We start from the raw sequence: 17,656 nt of genomic DNA, 5'->3' as shown, positions 1-17,656 counted from the left end.
TGCAAAGTCGGCGCCATGCGAAAGCGCGCGTAATCCGGTACTCGAAGGCGCAAATCTCATGCCAATTGTTCAATTGCTTGCCGTTGGCCTCAACAAAGTTTCAGCCCGGCCCGCATTTCCCTGCGGCGCTGTGCCGAAGACGGGATGCGCAGCATGTCGCGGTATTTCGCGACCGTGCGCCGGGCAATCTCGATACCCTCGTCGCGCAGGGCCGAAACGATGGTGTCGTCTGACATCACCGTCTTGGGTGTCTCTGTCTCGATCAACTGGCGAATTTTCTGACGCACGGTTTCGGCAGATTGCTCTTCGCTGCCTGCCGTAGCGTTGATGGAGTTCGAAAAGAAATATTTGAGTTCGAACATTCCATGCGCTGTCAACATATGCCTGTGTGCGATGGCGCGGCAGACCGTCGATTGATGGACGCCAACCGCGTCTGCGACATCCTTGAGCCCGAGCGGCCGCAGGTGTTCGGGGCCGTGTTGCAGAAACTGTTCCTGGCGTTTCGCGATCTCGGTCGCAACTTTGAGGACAGTCTGAGCACGTTGGTCGAGATTCCTGACAAGCCAGTTCGCGTTGCTCATACAGTCCACGACAAACCGTTTGTCTTCGGCATTGCGGGCCTTCCCCGAGATTTCTGCATAATATTGCCGATCGACAAGCACGCGGGGCAACAGATCGGTGTTGAGTTCGACATGTATGCTTCCATCGGTATCGCGATCTACGACGACGTCCGGCAGGGCGGGAAGCGTTGGCTCGGTATCAAACTGACGGCCCGGTTTCGGATCGAGCGAACGGATGTCCCTGGCCATGCCGACCACGTCTTCCGGGCTGGTGCCGATGGTTCTTGAAAGTTTGGTAATCTCGAACCGCGCCAGCATGTCGAGATTGTCGAGCAACTTGTCCATCGCCCAAGTCATCATGCCCCGCTCATCGAGTTGCAGGCGGAGGCATTCCGCCAGATCACGAGCGCCTACACCCGCCGGATCGAACCCTTGCACGATATTGAGAACGTTTTCGACCTGGCTTTCATCGGCTCCGATGATGTCGGACAGAACCGCAAGGTTCATTCGCAGGTATCCGTCTTCGTCGATATGTTCGACCACGTCCGCCGCGATTGCACGCTCCGTCAGGTCCCGGAAACTCAGGGCAACCTGTTGAAGTAGATGCTCGCGCAGGGTGACGCTTGCACTGCAGGTTGCCTCGACAAGGTCAACCCAGTCTTCGGTGCGGCGCGGGCTATGCTGACGGCCCTGCCGCTGTACCGGCAGTTGGGGAGTGGTGGACGCGATTTTTGCATTTGAGCGATGCATCTCGCAGGGATTGTCGCCCGGAGCATTGGGTGTGTCCGTGGGCAGGCTTGGCAAAGTGACCTCGATCAACGGATTTCGATCGGCCTGATCTTCGAGATAGGACGCCAGTTCCGAATGACTGTACTGAAGGATGCTCAGTGACTGGATCGCTTGCGCCGAGATTTGTTGGCTCTGCCGCTGCTGAAGTCCGATATTTCGTTGAATTAACATAACAGGCCTCCCCTCCTGTTTTTGTCGCTCGTGGGGCCTTGCGGGCGTTCTCCGAGGGCTGCAAAGCCCCGCAGTCCGGCCTCATCGGGGCCAGACGCTGAAAAGTTCCGGATGCAGGTGATGTCGGTCGGGTGCTGATGGTGCGGTTGACGTTGCCGCGCCTGTGTCTGAAATTTGAGACAGAGCGCTGTGATTTCGTCCTTATTGCGCTCACACAGTGGTGGACATTCCGGCGAATGTCGGAAACAAAGACACAATCTTTATGAAAGAGACCGTCATGACGCAATCTTCGTCCTTCAAATCTCATACCGGTGCCATTTTGATCGGTGAGGACGGGCGCATTCTGGCGGCGCTCGGGATCGGCAGCGATCCGCGGATCAAGGCCATGGTCAGCGACCTCGAATGGATCGAACAGGCCAGGGAAAAGCGGATGTTTCCCGTTCTTCTGGCAGAGGAAAGCTATGTCGGTCACATCGCTGACGTGGCTGACGGTCATCTTATCCTGCTGTCGGTTCCGCCGGGCGAGAACGTTCTGAATTTCGTGATGAGTGTCGATTTCGCCTATGACATCATCGACCATGTCCTGACCGATCCCTATGACGCCATGGCGGTCGTCAACGACAAGGCGCATCTGACCTATATCTCGCCTGTTCATGAGAAATTCTTCGGGCTGCGCCCCGGCGAGGGGATTGGCCGGAGGGTTCGTGAAGTGATCGAGAACACGAGGCTGCATCACGTGGTCAAGACCGGCGTCGCCGAGGTTGGCCAGATTCAGCGTATGGGCAGCAGCGAGCGCGTTGTCTCGCGCCATCCGATCCGCCGCGACGACAAGGTTGTGGGCGCAATCGGACGGGTTATGTTCAAGGGGCCGCAGCAGGTTCAGGCCATGGCACGCCGCATCAACGCGCTCGAAGCGCAGGTCGAAGCGTTCAAGAAGGAAACCCAGGTCTCCTCGAAAGGAGAGGAATTCCTTGATGCGATCATCGGCAAAAGCCCGGCAATCCAGTCCCTGCGCGAACAAATCCGCAAGATCGCGCCGCTGGATATCCCGGTTCTCATTCAGGGTGAAAGCGGCACCGGCAAGGAACTGGTCGCCCGTGCTCTGCACATGCTCAGCCCGCGCTCGGATGCGCGCCTGGTGACTGTCAACGCGGCGGCTCTGCCCGAGTCGCTGGTTGAAAGCGAGCTTTTCGGATACGAATCCGGCTCCTTTACCGGTGCGGCCAAGAAGGGCAAGCCCGGCAAGTTCGAACTGGCCAACAAGGGCACGATCTTTCTCGACGAGATCGGGGACATGCCTTTGGAGGTGCAGTCCAAGCTGTTGCGGGTATTGCAGGACCGCATGGTCGAGCGCGTCGGCGGCGACAAGCCCACCCATGTGGATTTCCGGCTGTGCAGCGCGACCAACCGCGATCTGCAGTCCTTCATAGATCAGGGCAAGTTTCGGATGGATCTGTATTACCGGATCAGTCCGATCGTGCTCACGCTGCCGTCGCTGGAAGAACGGCTCGAGGATATTCCCCTGCTGGCCAACCATTTCCTGCGTGAAGTGGCGGAGCAGCTCAACCGTCCGATGCCCGAGGTCGATTACAACGTCAACGAATACCTCATGGAACGGTCCTGGCCCGGAAATATCCGCCAGCTGCGTCATGTGCTGGAGCGGGCCTTTGTCTTCGCGGACGAGGGCCGCCTGACCGTCACGGATTTCGAAGCGCATGCGGCGGAACCGGGGCAGGAAGACTCCGATACGGACTCCGCCTTTGCCGATAACGTGCCGGGTGGGAAACTGAAGGATGCGCTTGATGATCTGGAGCGGCGTCTTGTCGAAGATGCGCTGTCGCGTTTCAAGGGCAACAAGAAGAAGGCGGCCGAGTTTCTGGGCGTCTCGCGCTCCCGCCTCTACAAGAAGATGGAGAACTGACGGGATACCCTGCGGACAAGTCCGCAGTTTGGCCAGGGCCGGTGATATGTGTCCTGTCAGGGTCACACCCGCTCCAGACCGACAGAGATACCCTGCCCGACCCCGGCGGTTTTGCGTGATATCGGCGCGTTCCGGCACATCGTCTCAGCCCGCCTCGACGAAATTTCGCGTGCGGATCATGCGCGTCGAGAGATAGGTGATGACAGTTTCGCCCTTCTGGTTCACAACGTCATGGCTGGTGACGACAACCCCGCGATCCGGCTTGCTGGTCAGTCGCTTGTGCTTGAGCGTGACGCGATTGATGATCGTGTCGCCCGCGAAGGCGGGTTTCAGGAATTTCGGCTGAAGTTCCATCAGGAAAATACCACGGCGTCTGGTCAGCCCGGTATCTAGTACCAGCCCTTCGGCAAGCGAAAGGACGAGGAGTCCGGGCGACATGCGCCCGGAATAGTTCTTGTCTGCATAGGATCGGTCCGTGAAGGTCGGCGAGGTAAAGCGGCACAGCTCCACGAAGTCGCCGATCATCTCGTCGGTGATCTCCAGTCCCTTGCTTTCGTAGGACCAGTCCTCGGTGTATTCCTCGTAATAGAGTCCGGTTTCCATGGCGGACCTCAATAAGACCGGGGCATGCCGAGAACATGCTGACCGATATAGTTGAGAACCATGTTGGTCGAGATCGGTGCGATCTGGAAAACGCGGTTTTCCCGCACCTTTCGCTCGATGTCGTATTCCACCGCCAGACCGAAGCCGCCATGTGTTTGCTGGCAATGGAAGCCAAGGTCCCATGCCGCTTCGGAGGCCAGCATCTTAGCCATGTTGGCGTTGGCACCGGTGGCGCTGGCGTCCGCGCCTGTGTCGAACTGTTCGGCAGCTTTCCAGCGCAGGGCGTCGGCGGCCATCAGGTTGGCATATCCACGGGCAATCGGGAACTGGACGCCCTGGTTCTGGCCAATCGGACGCCCGAAGATTTCGCGCTCCTTGGAGTAGTTCACGGCCTTTTCGATGAACCACTTGCCGTCACCGACACATTCGGCGGCAATCATGACGCGCTCGGCGTTCAGGCCGTCCAGCAGGTAGTAGAATCCCTTGCCTTCCTCGCCGATCAGCGAGTCCTCGGGGATTTCCATGTTATCGTACCAGACCTCATAGGTGTGGTGGTTGAACATTGCCGGGATCTTTCGGGTGGTCAGCTGCTTGGGGTCCACTTCGCGCTTGTCCACGAGGAAGCAGGACAGACCGCGGAATGGCTTGCCTTCGGGAGCTTCGCTGGTCCGGGCGAACACGATGAAATAGTCGGTGTGGTCCATCCGCGAGGTCCAGACCTTCTGACCTTTGATGATCCAGCCCTTGCCGCCACGACGGGCACGGGTCTGGATTTTCGAGGTGTCGGTACCGGCATTGGGTTCGGTGACCGAAAACGACTGCAACCGCACGCTGCCATCGGCGACCTTGGGCAGGATGCCCTTCTTCTGGTCTTCCGACCCGTGACGAGCCAGAATACCCATCATGAAAAGCTGCCCGTGGATCATCGAGCCTGTCCCACCCGAGCGGTGAATCTCCTCCACGACGACCGAAGCTTCGCGGGCGCCCAGGCCCATGCCGCCGTATTCTTCGGGGACCATCACGGCACCGAGCCCGGCTTCCATGGCGACCTTGATGAACTCGTGAGGGTAACCGTCCGTGCGGTCCAGCTCACGATAGTATTCTTCGGGAAACTGGCGGGTTACGTTTTTGGTGGCCTCGAGAACGTCTTTCAGTGTTCCTTCAAGGGGCGGATCAAGTGCGTCCATCATTTTGGTATTCTCCGTTTTGAGCTTGGATTGTCAGTCGACTTCGGCCGGCTGCTGCCCAAAGGCACCAGCATCGGCCAGACGCGCGCGATCCGCCGCGTTGAAGCCGTATTGTTCGAGAATTTCCTGCCGGTGTTGATCGAGTCGCGGCAGGGCTTTCCGGGCGTTTGGATCGGTGAGACGCGTCGGGTCGATCGGCAATTGCAACTCGCCTCCCAGCCCGTCATCGGCCATCTCGAAAGCGCCCCGAATGGCGTAGTAATCGTTGGCCATGGTCTCGGGGATGCTGAGAATGCTGGCGATGGGAACGTCTGCTTCTTCGAATATCCGGGTGAGTTCGTCCCTTGTGTGTTGCGAGGTGAAAGCTTCGGTCAGTGCCACCACCTCGGCGGTCCGCGCCGCACGGTCGAGGTAAAGCGCATAGCGCGGATCGGTGCCCAGTTCCGGCTGGCCGATTGCGACGCAGAACTGCCGCCACAATTTGTCATTGTTGACGCCGAGATTGACGAAACCGTCCTTGGCCTTGAACGTGCCGTAGGGAACGCCGTTATAATTGTTTGGACCTGCCGCTTCCTTCACGCTTTCGTCGGCCACCTGAGTCCGGACGATGGGCGAGCCGACCATCGGCAGCATGCTTTCCGCCAGCGTGATATCCAGGACGCGGCCCTTGCCGGTCTTGTCCTGGAGCCTGAGCGCCAGAAGTGCCGCAGAATGTGCTGTCATGCCAGCGGCCACATCACCCAGTGCGAAGCCGCACCAGACCGGATGCCCCTGATGGTCCCGCGCGAGGCCCGTCGACCCCGAAAGCGCTTCACCGACCATGGCAAGCCCGGCGCGGCCTTCGTATTCGCCCGCATTTTTGTATCCGAAGCCGCTGATGATCACGACGATCAGATGTGGAAATTCCTCATGCAGGCTATCGGGGTGAAGCCCCAGCCGCCCCAGGGCGTCAGCACGTACATTCGTGATGAAAATGTTGGCCTCAGCCAACAATTTGCGCATCACTTCGCGCCCGGAGCCGTTCTTGAGGTCCAGCGCAATGCTGCGTTTGCCGCGGTTGCAGGCCCCGAAATGGCCGGACACCCGATGCGGTCCCAGCTTGCGCGTGGGTTCGCGAGAACGCGACAGTTCCCCTTGCGGCGGCTCGACCTTGATCACCTCCGCGCCTTCATCGGCCATCAGCATCGCGGCATGCGGGGCGGCGACGAGATGAGACAATTCCACAACCTTGACACCGGCAAGCGGTAGTTCCGTCTGGTGTGACGACATTTGGCAAGTCCTCCCAACGTCCGGCAACAGGGCATCGTTTCCCGGGCGTCGCTTCCCCTGGGATCAATGACGATGCGTTCTGGTTAATTGGCCGGAACTTCCTTCCTGGAGAATTGGATCGCACTTCGGAGACGGTAAAGTAAAGTAATATAAATCGTCTTAATGGTTAGTAAAAATTACCCTTAGACGCTTTAGCACAAGAATTGCGATAGGTATCGAAGTGCAACGTCTTGATGTTGCTGCATATTGGGCCAACCGTTCGGCAAGCCATGTAAAACAGGCGCCAAGGGGGTCCATGGCGCCTGTTCCGCAATATCCAACTGGTCCAGAAAAGGATCAGGATGTCCCGGACAAGAAACCCTGCTCGAGCCCTTCCGAGATCAAATCGGCGTCAAGGCCCCAATCGGCCAATGCCTCGGCGGTGTGCTGACCGGCCTCGACCGGCGGGCGCGACAAGGTGCCCGGCGTCTCCGACAGCCGTGGGGCCGGGGCCGGGTTCTCGACCCCTTCACGCGCCACCAACATCGCGCGTTCGACATTATGCGGATGATGTCCGGCTTCTTCCAGTTCCAAGACGGGGGACACGCAGGCGTCGATTCCGTCAAAGATGCTTTCCCACTCCGCGCGGGTCTTTTCGCGAAACCTGTCGGCGAAAATCTCTCGCAGCCGGGGCCAGTCCTGGCGGTCGTCCCGTTGTGGCAGGTCTTCCGCATCGAAACCCAATGTCTCGATCAGGGCCTTGTAAAATCTTGCCTCGATTGCTCCGACGGCCACGAACTTGCCGTCCTTCGTCGCATAGGTGGTATAGAACGGCGCACCACCATCAAGGATGTTCTGCCCGCGTCCGGCTACGTATTGCCCGAATTGGCGACGGCCATGCGACACGGTCAGAAGGCTGGCGATCCCGTCGATCATGGCTGAATCGACGACCTGTCCCTTGCCTGTCGCCTGCGCCGAGTTGAGGGCGCAAAGCACTCCGAAGGCAAGATAGAGCGCACCGCCGCCGAGATCCCCGACCAGGTTCAGTGGCGGAACCGGCGCACCGCCCGGCGGCCCGATCATCGCCAATGCCCCGGTCAGCGCCAGATAATTGATGTCATGGCCTGCGGTCATCGCCATCGGACCCTCGCGGCCCCAGCCCGTCGCTCGGCCATAGACCAGTGCCGGATTCGCCTCGAGGCAAGGCTCGGGACCGATTCCCATTCGCTCGGTGACGCCGGGCCGGTATCCTTCCAGCAGGATGTCGGCGGATTTCACGAGGGACATCAGCGCCTCCCGGCCCTGCGGATGCTTGAGGTCGATCCGGGCCGACCGTTTGTTGCGCCCCCTCAGATCGGCAGAGGCAGCCATGACAATCCCGTCTCCGGTCGGGGCAAGCCGGTCGATGCGCAACACATCGGCGCCCATGTCGCCCAGCAACATGCCGCAGAAAGGTACTGGCCCCATGCCGGCAAGCTCGATGACCCTGACGTTTGAAAGTGCTCCCATCTGCCCGTCCTTTTCTAATTCTCCAAGGTGTATCATTGCTTATTCCACGCAAAGTCGGTGCCAGTCTCGGACAGGACGTTTGCTTTGTGCGAATAGCCGTCTTTTTGGTGAATGGAGATGGTAAACCGGCTTTGACGCAAGCGCCGCTTCGGCGGCAGGGCCGGTACAGCCACTTTGTCTGGCACGGGATTTGCGCGGTTTCGGGGTGATCAGACGGATATATGCCGTTGCATTTCCGAGCTCGGTTCGGATGAAACAATCGAGAGAGACCATGCCAATGAAGGTGTTAGTGCCTGTCAAGCGCGTGATTGACTACAACGTGAAGGTTCGCGTGAAGGCGGACGGGAGCGGTGTCGATCTTGCGAATGTGAAGATGTCGATGAACCCGTTCGACGAGATCGCGGTCGAAGAGGCGATCCGCCTGAAGGAGGCCGGGAAGGCCGAGGAGGTCGTGGCGGTCTCGATCGGCGTCAAACAGGCGCAGGAAACGCTTCGCACGGCGCTGGCGATGGGCGCGGACCGGGCGATCCTGGTCGAGGCGGCGGATGACGTTCACACCGATATCGAGCCGCTGGCCGTGGCCAAGATCCTGGCCAAGGTCATCGAAGAGGAACAGCCGGGCCTCGTCCTTACGGGCAAGCAGGCGATCGACAACGACATGAACGCCACCGGGCAGATGCTGTCGGCGCTGCTGGGCTGGTCGCAAGCGATGTATGCCAACGAGATCGACATTGACGGCGATGCCGCCGTCGTCACCCGCGAAGTGGATGGCGGGTTGCAGACGATCAAGGTCAAGCTGCCGACGATCATCTCGACCGATCTGCGCCTGAACGAGCCGCGCTATGCGTCGCTGCCCAACATCATGAAGGCCAAGAAGAAGCCGCTGGACGAGAAAACCGCGGCCGACTACGGCGTCGACGTGACGCCGCGGCTGGAAATTGTCAGCACCTCGGAACCCGAGGCGCGCAAGGCCGGCGAGATCGTGGGCTCGGTCGACGAGCTGGTGTCGAAACTCAAGGAAGCGGGGGCTGTGTGATGGCTGTACTCCTGATTGCCGAAATCAACGATGGGGCGCTGGCGATGGATGCCACCGCCAAGGCCGTGTCCGCCGCCGGTAAACTGGGCGACGTGACGGTTCTGTGCGCGGGCGCGACCTGCGCCGGTGCCGCGTCCGAGGCCGCCACGATCGACGGCGTGGCCAAGGTGCTGTGCGCCGAGGATGCGCTTTACGGTCACCGCCTGGCCGAGCCGGTCTCCGCGCTGATCGTCGGCCTTGCGGGCGACTACAGCCATATCGTCGCGCCCGCGACCACGGACGCCAAGAACATCCTGCCGCGGGTGGCCGCGCTTCTGGATGCGATGGTGATCACGGATGTGACCGCCGTTGTGGATGCCGACACGTTCGAACGCCCGATCTATGCCGGCAACGCGATTCAGACGGTAAAGTCGAAAGATGAAAAGAAGGTTATCAGCTTCCGGACATCGACGTTCGAGGCGGCAGGCACCGGCAATTCGGCATCTGTCGAAAACATCGCCGCCGCCGCCGATCCGGCGCTGTCGGAATGGGTGGCCGACAAGGTCGCCGAAAGCGACCGCCCCGAGCTGACCTCGGCGGGTGTCGTGGTGTCGGGCGGGCGCGGCGTGGGCTCGCAGGAGGACTTCGCGCTGATCGAGAAGCTGGCCGACAAGCTGGGTGCCGCCGTCGGGGCGTCGCGCGCGGCGGTCGATTCGGGCTTTGCCCCGAACGACTGGCAGGTGGGCCAGACCGGCAAGGTCGTCGCCCCCGATCTCTATGTCGCCATCGGCATCTCGGGCGCGATCCAGCACCTCGCGGGGATGAAGGACTCCAAGATCATCGTCGCCATCAACAAGGACGAAGAGGCCCCCATCTTCCAGGTCGCCGATTACGGCCTCGTCGCCGACCTCTTCGAGGCCGTCCCGGAACTCACCGAGAAACTGTGATGTCGAAACGGGCCGCGATCCATGACTGTTCGAGAGAGGTTCCGGTTGCAGCGACAACCGGAACCGGCAAGGGTTCAGACCGTTCGGCGTGCGTTTTTCGCGTCGGATTCTGAACTTGGCATATGAATTGCGCGGTCCCGGGTACGAGCCGGGGACCAACCAACCTCAGAATTGGTCGGCCCTGTCAACGCAACGGAGGAGGAAAACATGTTGCACAAGATTGCCAAAATGATTGCGGTTGCAGGAGTCGCCCTGAGCGCATCCTTTGCCTCTGCACAGGAAACCGTGCGGATCGCACATTCTACGGAGAGCTTCGCTTTCCTCCCGTTGTTTGCAGCGGTGACCAGTGGTGCTTTTGAGGATGCGGGCGTGACACCCGAGATCATCCGCACCGGCTCTGGCTCCAAGACCGTTGCCGCGCTTGTCGGTCGCAGTGCGGATATCGCCGTCGGGTCGACGGCGAGCGTGCTGTTCGCGCGCAAGGAAGGCCTCGACCTGCGTATGGTGTCCGGGCTGGTCACGCAATACAGTTCCAGCATCGTCTATTCCAAGGAATGGGCGGAAAGTAAGGGTGTCAATGCCGACAGTAGCTATGAAGACATGCTGGAGGCCATGCGGGGTGCAAGGATCGCGACCTCCGGGCCCGGTGGCGGTGACCATATCATTCGCTATTTCGCCGGAGAGGCCGGTCTCGACCCGGATTCGGATCTGACCATCGTTTATCTGGGCAAGGATATCGGCGTTTACCAGGCGGCTATCGAAGAAGGCCGTATCGACGGCATTTCCCTGTCAGCGCCCACCCCGCAGATCGCGGTGCGTGAACGGGGTGCGGTTTTCGCCTTCAACACCGGGGCGGGTGAGGTCGAGGCGCTGGACGGCTTTCTTTATATCGTAGCCACGGCGCGTGGCGACTGGATCGACGACAACCCCGAGCTTGCGCAAAAAGTCATGCAGGGGTTCGAGAACGGGCTGGCGCAGATCCGTAACCCGGAAACGACAAACGACGCACGAGACAGTGTGTATGCGCAGTATTATGCGGACGTGGACAAAGACCTTTTCGATGATATCTGGTCACAGTTCGCGGCAGGTACGCCGGAAAGCGCGACAATCACCCGTGACGCGATCATGCGGGTCGTCGAATTCACCAACGCCTTCGAAACGGACAATCCGATCGACCCGGCCGCTGTCGAGGGATCGTTTGTTCAGTAACCAGTTATCCGGGCACCTTTGAGGGCTGAAAGGCCTGGTGCCAGTGGTTTGAAAAGGGCCGTCACATCGTGGCGGCCCTTTTTACGTGGCCCCTGTAGAGCGTGTGCCAGGGTGAAAGGATGGCTGTCGGCAAGACGGCGACAACCAAAAAATAGGCCCCGGAACAGAAGTCCGGGGCCTTGAACCATAGCAGGCACACCAATCCGGGCGCGTCTTGTCAGCGGGCTTCGGAAGTGAAGACCATCGAGATATGAGACGAAAGCAGGCCGCCTTCGCCATGAACGAAGGCTGCATTGGCACCTGCCACCTGCCGACCGTCCGCCTCGCCACGCAATTGCCGAACGGCCTCGACGATACTCATCAGCCCGCCGACTGCCCCGGCATGGGCATGGCTCAACATCCCGCCATGTGTGTTGACGGGCAGCGTCCCGCCCACAGCGGCATGACCTTCCGCGAAAAACGCCCCGCCTTCGCCGCGCGGCACCAGGCCGGTTTCCTCGATTTCGATGATCGGGACAATGCTGAAGCAATCGTAAAGCATCGCAAGGTCCATATCCGTCGGGCCGAGGCCCGCCATGTCGTAGGCACGGCGGCTGGATTCTTCGGCACCGAAGTCGCTGAGGCTGGGGGCCGACGTCAGGTGTTCGTGAGTATGACACTCACCAATCCCGGCCAGCCAGGCCGGCTTGCCGGGCAAATCGGCGGCCCGTTCCGGCGTCGTGACGATAAAGGCGCCGCCCGCGTCCGAGATCAGGCAGCAATCAAGCATGTGAAGCGGGTCCGAAATGGGTTTGGACGACAGAACGTCATCGACCGTGATCGGCGTTTTCATATGCGCGTTCGGATGCAGAAGTGCATGGTTGCGGGTGTTCACGGCCACTGCGGCCATGTCTTCGCGCGTGGTGCCGTATTTGTGCATGTAGGCCTGGGCAACGATGGCATAGAGCGACGGAATCCCGATGCCATAGGGGGCTTCGAAATAAGGGTGGCCAACGGCGGTCAGGGCGCTGACGGTCGCATCGCGGTTTTGGCCGGTGGCACGGTTTTCACCTGCACAGACAAGCACATAATTGGCCGCACCTGTCGCTACAGCCTGTGCCGCGTGGTGCAGCATCGCCGCCGGCGATCCGCCGCCCACAGCGATCGAGGCGCAATAGGTGGGCCTGATCCCCAGGTACTCGGCCAAAACGGACCCCAGCATGAAATACGGTTCGGTAAAGGAATAGGCCGTCAACAGCCCGTCGATCTGGGAATGGTCAAGGCCCGCATCCGCAATGGCCCGTCTTGCGGCCTGCGCATTCAGGCCCAGCCCGGACATATGCGGCATCTTTCCAATATCGCTTTCGCCGACCCCGACGACTACGGCGCGATTTCTCAGAGACATGGTTGTTCCTCCAGCTTGGATCGGATTCTTTCATGACGCATCCTTGCGGGTTACGCCGTTCGGGGTCTTACGGCGCAAACCACATGCCAAGTCCATTAGCGACGAGTAGAAAAAGCCATCGCCAGAATTGGTTTTGGCCTGAAACTTGCGGGTACGTGAAGGCCTGTCAAATCATTGCGATGAACAATGCCGGGGTGCGCAAGCCTGGCTGCGTGGGGGCGGTGCCATGTCTGGGCACGAAGCCGGTTTTAGAAGGAGATTATACTGAATGATAAGACGGATACGGTCCTTCACGCTGCTGTTTACACTCTACGCAATCGGTGCAGCAGCCGGGTATCTGTTCGAGTCCATCGGCTTGCCCCTGCCCTGGATGATCGGCCCGATGGTCCTGACCGGCATCCTGACGCTGACCGGCCTGTCGAATGTGGTGGTTCCCGTGGGGACACGCCCTTATGGGCAAGCGACCGTAGCCAGCCAGGTGGCGCTGTTCTTCACCCCCGCGGCGTTCCACTCGCTGATCCTGAATGTTCCGCTTCTGGTTGGTATGGCCTTGCTGATCTGCTGCATCGCGGTGTTTGTCGCCCTGATCCTCTCACGTCTGGCCACGATCCCTTTGGCCAATGCGCTGATCGCTGTTCTGCCGACCAGCCCGGTCGAAGCGTCGGTGACCGCTGAACGGCACGGGTTCGATCCGGCCCCAATCATTCTTGCCCAGATCATTCGCATATCGACCGTCGTGATCGCGATTCCGATGACGTTGTATTTCCTCGAGGGTGTGTCGGACAGGGCGCAGGGTGTGTCACAAGGCGCGTTCGATCCTGTGTCCATCGCGATTTTGGCGCTGGTGGCGTGGGTCGGTGTCGTTCTGTTCAGGTTTCTCCGTATCGCCAATCCCTATTTCATGGGTCCGCTGGCCCTGGTCGCGGTCCTGAACGTGGCCGGTGTCCCGTTAGAGCCTTTCCCGCCCGTCATTCTCATGATAGCGCAGATCCTGCTGGGGACGTGGCTCGGATCGACGTTCCGTCGCTCTTTGTTCACTTCGGCGGGCCGCTATGTCACGTCTGCCGTGGCCTGTTCCATACTTTTCGTCGCGACCTGTTCGGTCACGGGCGTGGCGATGTCGCATATGCTGGGTTTGCCGCTTGACCTCATGCTTCTTGCCATGGCGCCCGGTGGCGTAACCGAAATGGCGCTGACAGCCAAGGTGATGGGCGTGGATATCGCGATGATCACCGCGTTTCACCTGACGCGGCTTTTCATCATCGTGCCGAACATTTCATGGTTCGTCGATGCGGTTGATCGTAGGGCGCGGAGCAGGGGCTAGACAGCGTTCGCGCTGCGGCGCAACAGGAACGAGGCCCTGTAGCGCGGATCGCCGGTTACCTGTTTCAGATTGTCGAGCACACTCAGCACATGCGGCAATCCGATCTCGCGGGCCCATGCCATCGGACCTTTGGGATAGTTCACGCCATAGCGCATCGCGGCATCTATCTCGGCTTCGGTGGCGACGCCTTGCATCACCGCCTCGAAGGCTTCGTTCGCCAGCATGGCTACAGTCCGCATCGTGACAAGGCCCGGCCAATCTGGAATTTTCGTGGCAACGATACCCTGCTGTCGCATCGTCGCTTCGAATGAACGTGCTGTTGTCTCGGGCAGATCGGGGGAACAGGCATAGGCGACCCGTTTCGCACTGCCGGAAGACGCCATGAGATCGAAAACCAGAACCGGGCGGCCAGAGTCCTGTGCCCGTGCGCCTGCTGTGCGGCCATCGGTCAACGCCACGGTTGCGCCTTGTGTTTCGGTTTCGCCCTGTAGGTCCAGCGCCTCAATCAGTGGTGCATCCGTCCCCGTCATATCGGCTGCGGGCGGCGCGGCGGGCGCCTGGCCTTCGCCGTACTCATAGAAGCCACGACCGCTCTTGCGTCCCAACCGCCCCGAATTGACCAGTTCGAGTTGCAGGATCGACGGGCGAAAGCGCGGCTCCTGAAAATAGGCGTTAAAGACGCTTACACTGACGGCATAGTTCACATCGTTGCCGATCAGGTCCATCAGCGCGAAAGGCCCCATGCGGAAACCGCTGCCTTCGGTCAGCAGCGCATCCAGCGTTGCCACATCGGCCACCTGTTCCTCCAGAAGCCGGAGCGGTTCGGCGTAATAGGCCCGCGCGACGCGGTTGACGATGAAACCGGGCGTCGATTTCGTATGAACCGCGATCTTGCCCCAGGTTTCGGCGGTGGCAAAGGTGGTTTCGGCCACCTTGCGCGAGGTCGCGACACCCGACACGACCTCGACCAGTTTCATGACCGGGGCAGGGTTGAAGAAATGCATCCCTAGCATACGCTCGGGATGCAACAGATCGCGGGCAATTGCCGTCACCGAAAGCGATGAGGTGTTCGTGGCAAGGATCGTTTCGGTGCCGACGATGGCTTCGAGATCGGCAAACAGGCCGCGCTTGATATCGAGATCCTCGATGATGGCCTCGATCACCAGTGCCGCCCCGGACAGATCGGCCAGCGCCTTGACCGGAACAATACGCGCCATAAGCGCGTCAGTATCCTCGGCCGTCATCTTGCCCTTTTTCACCAGCCGTTCCAACGTCTGACCGATCTTCGCCTTGCCGTTCTGTGCGGCGCCCTCTCCGGCGTCGAAAAGCAAAACCCGATGACCTGCCGATGCGGCGAGTTGGGCGATCCCGGCGCCCATGGTGCCTGCTCCGACGACAGCGATGGTGGCTGATGTATCCAATCCGGACATGTTCGAATTCCTCGATGTCTTGATCAATCGATCTCTGTTACGGCTGGTTTTTCCTGCCCGTGCAATTCACGCATGATGGCATCGGTATGCTCGCCAAGGCGGGGCGGAAGCGACCGCGCGACGCTGTAGGCACCGTCGACCTGAATGCCCAGTCCGATCTGCGGCTGAACCGCACCGTTTTCGCCCTCAAGCGCATAGAACATGCCGCGTTCCTGTAAATCCGCGTCATTTGCAACTTCATCAACGCGGTTGATGGGGCCGGCGGGGATGCGCGCGCGGGCAAACCGCTCAAGCCAGGTTTCGCGCCGCGCGGCTTTCAGGAAGCTTTGGATATGGGCGACGATTTCGGCCCGGTGGTCCCGGCGTGCAGCGTTGGAAGCGAATTCTTCGCGCTGCCCGAATTCCACATCGCCGACGGTTTCCCAGAAGCGGCGCCAGATGGCGTCAGACCCCAGTCCCAGCGTGATTGGCAGGTCGGCTGTTTCGAACGCCTGATAGATCGCGATGACGCTATCGGTGCCGCCCGACCGTTCGGGAATTTCGCCAGAGCCAAGGTAGGACGAAATACGGCAACTCAGGAATCGCGTCATGCTTTCGACGAGGCTGATGTCGATCAACCGCCCCTTGCCGGTGCGCATCCGGTCGCAAAGGACTGCCAGCGTCGCCATGGCGGCATCCTGACCGGCCAGCATATCCGCCGCCGGGGCCCCGATCTTTTGTGGTGGAGCATCAGCCGTGCCGGTGATGTCCATGATGCCGGAATACCCTTCGGCGATGAGGTCGTAACAGGTCATGCCCGACCGCGCGCCGTTGAGACCGAAACCGGTGATCGACACAAAGACGATGTCATCGCGCATCGCCTTGACCGATTCATAGTCGAGCCCAAGCTTGCGCTGAACGTCGAGCGGCTGGTTCGTGACAAAGACATCGGCACTGGCCACCAGTTTTTCCAGGTCGTTCCGCCCGTCATCTGATTTCAGGTCCAGAACGACACTTTTCTTGTTACGGTTGACCGCCGTGAACCAAAGTGCCTGACCGTCCAGGAACGGCGGCCCCCAATGGCGGGCATCATCCCCCGAAGAACGTTCCACCTTGATGACTTCGGCACCGAATTCGGCCAGCAACATGGTTGCGTAGGGACCGGCGACAGATGTTGTCAGATCGACGACACGCACGCCAGACAGGAAACCGAAACCGGTTCCCGAAGTGACACGCGGTAGGTCGTCAACCGGCAAGGCGCTGCGGTTGGTTTTCTGGACTTTGGTCAAAACAACTCTCCTGTACCTTGGCGATATTTGCCACGCAAAAGCCGTGCCAGACGCTTGCAAATACACTTTCGAATTGCTGTTTCGATCCGAGAAAGATGTCGCACCCCTCGTCTGGCCCAACGGGTGCCGGGCCGTTCCGCATCTCAGAACGCGATCAGAAAACCGACCATTCCGTCGCGCGGCTCAGCATCACCGCGGCACGCGTACCGGCTTTGGAATTGCCGTAACCGTCCAATCCGGGCGACCAGATCCCGATGGATGCCTTGTGCGGGGCGACGATCAGAATCCCGCCTCCGACACCGCTTTTGCCGGGCAGTCCCACCCGGTAAGCGAATTCGCCGGAGGCGTCGTAATGACCGCAACTCATCATCAGGGCATTCACCCGTTTTGCGTGTTCCTTGGAAACTGTTCTCGGCGCGTCGGGCAACCGTGCCAACGCGCGCCCGGCTTTCGCAAGCTGTTCGGTCGTCATCTCGATTGCGCATTGATGAAAATACGTTCCCAGAAGCTTTGCAGGTTCGTGCTCCAGATTTCCGTGAGATGACAGGTAATGGGCGAGGGCCTTGTTTCTTGCGCCGGTTCGTTCTTCGGACCGGGCGACGCGGTCATTGATGTAAATGTCATCCGACTCGGCCATGGCGCGTATCAACCCCAGCGTTTCCGCCAGCGCCTCTCGTGGTTGACGACCGGAAAGAAGGGCGTCCGTGGTTACGATTGCGCCAGCGTTGATGAACGGATTGCGCGGTCGCCCGGCGTCGGATTCGAGAATGCCGATGGAGTCGAAAGCCGTTCCCGTCGGTTCCCGCCCCACACGTGTCCAGAGCTGTTCGCCGATCCGTCCAAGCGTTGCGATCAATGCGAACACCTTTGAAATACTCTGGATCGAAAAGGGGATATTGGCCGAACCGGCGGAATGGGTGGAGCCATCCGCCAGGCAAACGCTGATTGCGAACTGATCCGCCGGGATAGCGGCGAGTTCGGGAATGTACTGCGCCGGTATTCCCCAATCGGCCTCGTCCACGATACGATCGTGGATCGAGGCCAGGATTTCATCGAGTTCGACCAATTGTCTTATCCATCACGCATAAGCC

Annotated in this window: 14 protein-coding genes; 5 read left to right on the top strand and 9 right to left on the bottom strand. The window is 60.2% G+C overall.

The genetic code is table 11. The features are described 5' to 3' along the window. Positions 1-89: 89 nt before the first annotated feature. A complete protein-coding gene (rpoN, locus tag KPG71_RS15935; RefSeq protein ID WP_216339126.1) occupies positions 90-1,520 on the bottom strand; it encodes an RNA polymerase factor sigma-54 in 1,431 nt (476 codons plus the stop codon). A gap of 262 nt (positions 1,521-1,782) precedes the next feature. Here rpoN and KPG71_RS15930 point away from each other — a divergent pair, with 262 nt between their 5' ends. After that, on the top strand, positions 1,783-3,441 hold the full coding sequence (locus KPG71_RS15930) for a sigma-54-dependent Fis family transcriptional regulator (RefSeq protein WP_216339124.1): 1,659 nt from the start codon (positions 1,783-1,785) through the stop codon (positions 3,439-3,441). Positions 3,442-3,585: 144 nt separating this feature from the next. On the opposite strand, the gene KPG71_RS15925 is transcribed toward KPG71_RS15930, so the two are convergent. The 4 genes from KPG71_RS15925 to KPG71_RS15910 all read right to left on the bottom strand — a co-directional run bounded on the left by KPG71_RS15925 (position 3,586) and on the right by KPG71_RS15910 (position 7,988). Further along, positions 3,586-4,044 carry a hypothetical protein gene (locus tag KPG71_RS15925; RefSeq protein ID WP_216339122.1) on the bottom strand — a complete coding sequence of 153 codons (459 nt, stop codon included), beginning with the start codon at positions 4,042-4,044 and terminating at the stop codon, positions 3,586-3,588. A gap of 8 nt (positions 4,045-4,052) precedes the next feature. Next, entirely contained in the window at positions 4,053-5,234 is a 1,182-nt protein-coding gene (locus KPG71_RS15920; protein WP_073035833.1) for an acyl-CoA dehydrogenase family protein, read from the bottom strand. A gap of 30 nt (positions 5,235-5,264) precedes the next feature. Beyond that, positions 5,265-6,500 carry a CaiB/BaiF CoA-transferase family protein gene (locus KPG71_RS15915; RefSeq protein ID WP_216339120.1) on the bottom strand — a complete coding sequence of 412 codons (1,236 nt, stop codon included), beginning with the start codon at positions 6,498-6,500 and terminating at the stop codon, positions 5,265-5,267. 336 nt (positions 6,501-6,836) lie between these two features. Further along, positions 6,837-7,988: a CaiB/BaiF CoA-transferase family protein gene (locus KPG71_RS15910; protein ID WP_216339117.1), complete on the bottom strand. Its 1,152-nt coding sequence runs from the start codon at positions 7,986-7,988 to the stop codon at positions 6,837-6,839. Between the two features lie 277 nt (positions 7,989-8,265). On the opposite strand from KPG71_RS15910, the gene KPG71_RS15905 reads away from it, so the two are divergent. The 3 genes from KPG71_RS15905 (at position 8,266) to KPG71_RS15895 (ending at position 11,159) form a co-directional block, all read left to right on the top strand. Continuing rightward, positions 8,266-9,024, top strand: a complete 759-nt coding sequence (locus KPG71_RS15905; RefSeq protein ID WP_216339313.1) for an electron transfer flavoprotein subunit beta/FixA family protein — start codon at positions 8,266-8,268, stop codon at positions 9,022-9,024. After that, on the top strand, positions 9,024-9,950 hold the full coding sequence (locus KPG71_RS15900) for an electron transfer flavoprotein subunit alpha/FixB family protein (protein WP_216339115.1): 927 nt from the start codon (positions 9,024-9,026) through the stop codon (positions 9,948-9,950). The genes KPG71_RS15905 and KPG71_RS15900 overlap by 1 nt, the downstream gene beginning before the upstream one ends. Positions 9,951-10,157: 207 nt before the next feature. Further along, positions 10,158-11,159, top strand: a complete 1,002-nt coding sequence (locus KPG71_RS15895) for an ABC transporter substrate-binding protein (protein WP_216339113.1) — start codon at positions 10,158-10,160, stop codon at positions 11,157-11,159. Between the two features lie 217 nt (positions 11,160-11,376). Here KPG71_RS15895 and KPG71_RS15890 read toward each other — a convergent pair whose 3' ends face one another. Further along, positions 11,377-12,543 (bottom strand): thiolase family protein, encoded by a 1,167-nt coding sequence (locus KPG71_RS15890; protein WP_216339111.1) that lies wholly within the window; start codon positions 12,541-12,543, stop codon positions 11,377-11,379. 268 nt (positions 12,544-12,811) lie between these two features. Between KPG71_RS15890 and KPG71_RS15885 the strand changes: the two genes are divergently transcribed. Continuing rightward, a complete protein-coding gene (locus KPG71_RS15885) occupies positions 12,812-13,867 on the top strand; it encodes an AbrB family transcriptional regulator (RefSeq protein ID WP_216339110.1) in 1,056 nt (351 codons plus the stop codon). On the opposite strand, the gene KPG71_RS15880 is transcribed toward KPG71_RS15885, so the two are convergent. The 3 genes from KPG71_RS15880 to KPG71_RS15870 all read right to left on the bottom strand — a co-directional run bounded on the left by KPG71_RS15880 (position 13,864) and on the right by KPG71_RS15870 (position 17,631). After that, on the bottom strand, positions 13,864-15,297 hold the full coding sequence (locus KPG71_RS15880; protein WP_216339106.1) for a 3-hydroxyacyl-CoA dehydrogenase: 1,434 nt from the start codon (positions 15,295-15,297) through the stop codon (positions 13,864-13,866). The genes KPG71_RS15885 and KPG71_RS15880 overlap by 4 nt on opposite strands. Positions 15,298-15,320: 23 nt before the next feature. Continuing rightward, complete coding sequence (locus tag KPG71_RS15875) at positions 15,321-16,565, bottom strand: CaiB/BaiF CoA-transferase family protein (protein WP_216339104.1); 1,245 nt, start codon at positions 16,563-16,565, stop codon at positions 15,321-15,323. A 154-nt stretch (positions 16,566-16,719) separates the two neighbouring features. After that, complete coding sequence (locus KPG71_RS15870; RefSeq protein WP_216339102.1) at positions 16,720-17,631, bottom strand: glutaminase; 912 nt, start codon at positions 17,629-17,631, stop codon at positions 16,720-16,722. Positions 17,632-17,656 lie beyond the last annotated feature (25 nt).

The sequence above is a fragment of the Roseovarius sp. PS-C2 genome, from assembly GCF_018862045.1.
Classification (GTDB): Bacteria; Pseudomonadota; Alphaproteobacteria; order Rhodobacterales; family Rhodobacteraceae; genus Roseovarius.
This window is presented reverse-complemented; position numbering and strand designations above follow the sequence as displayed.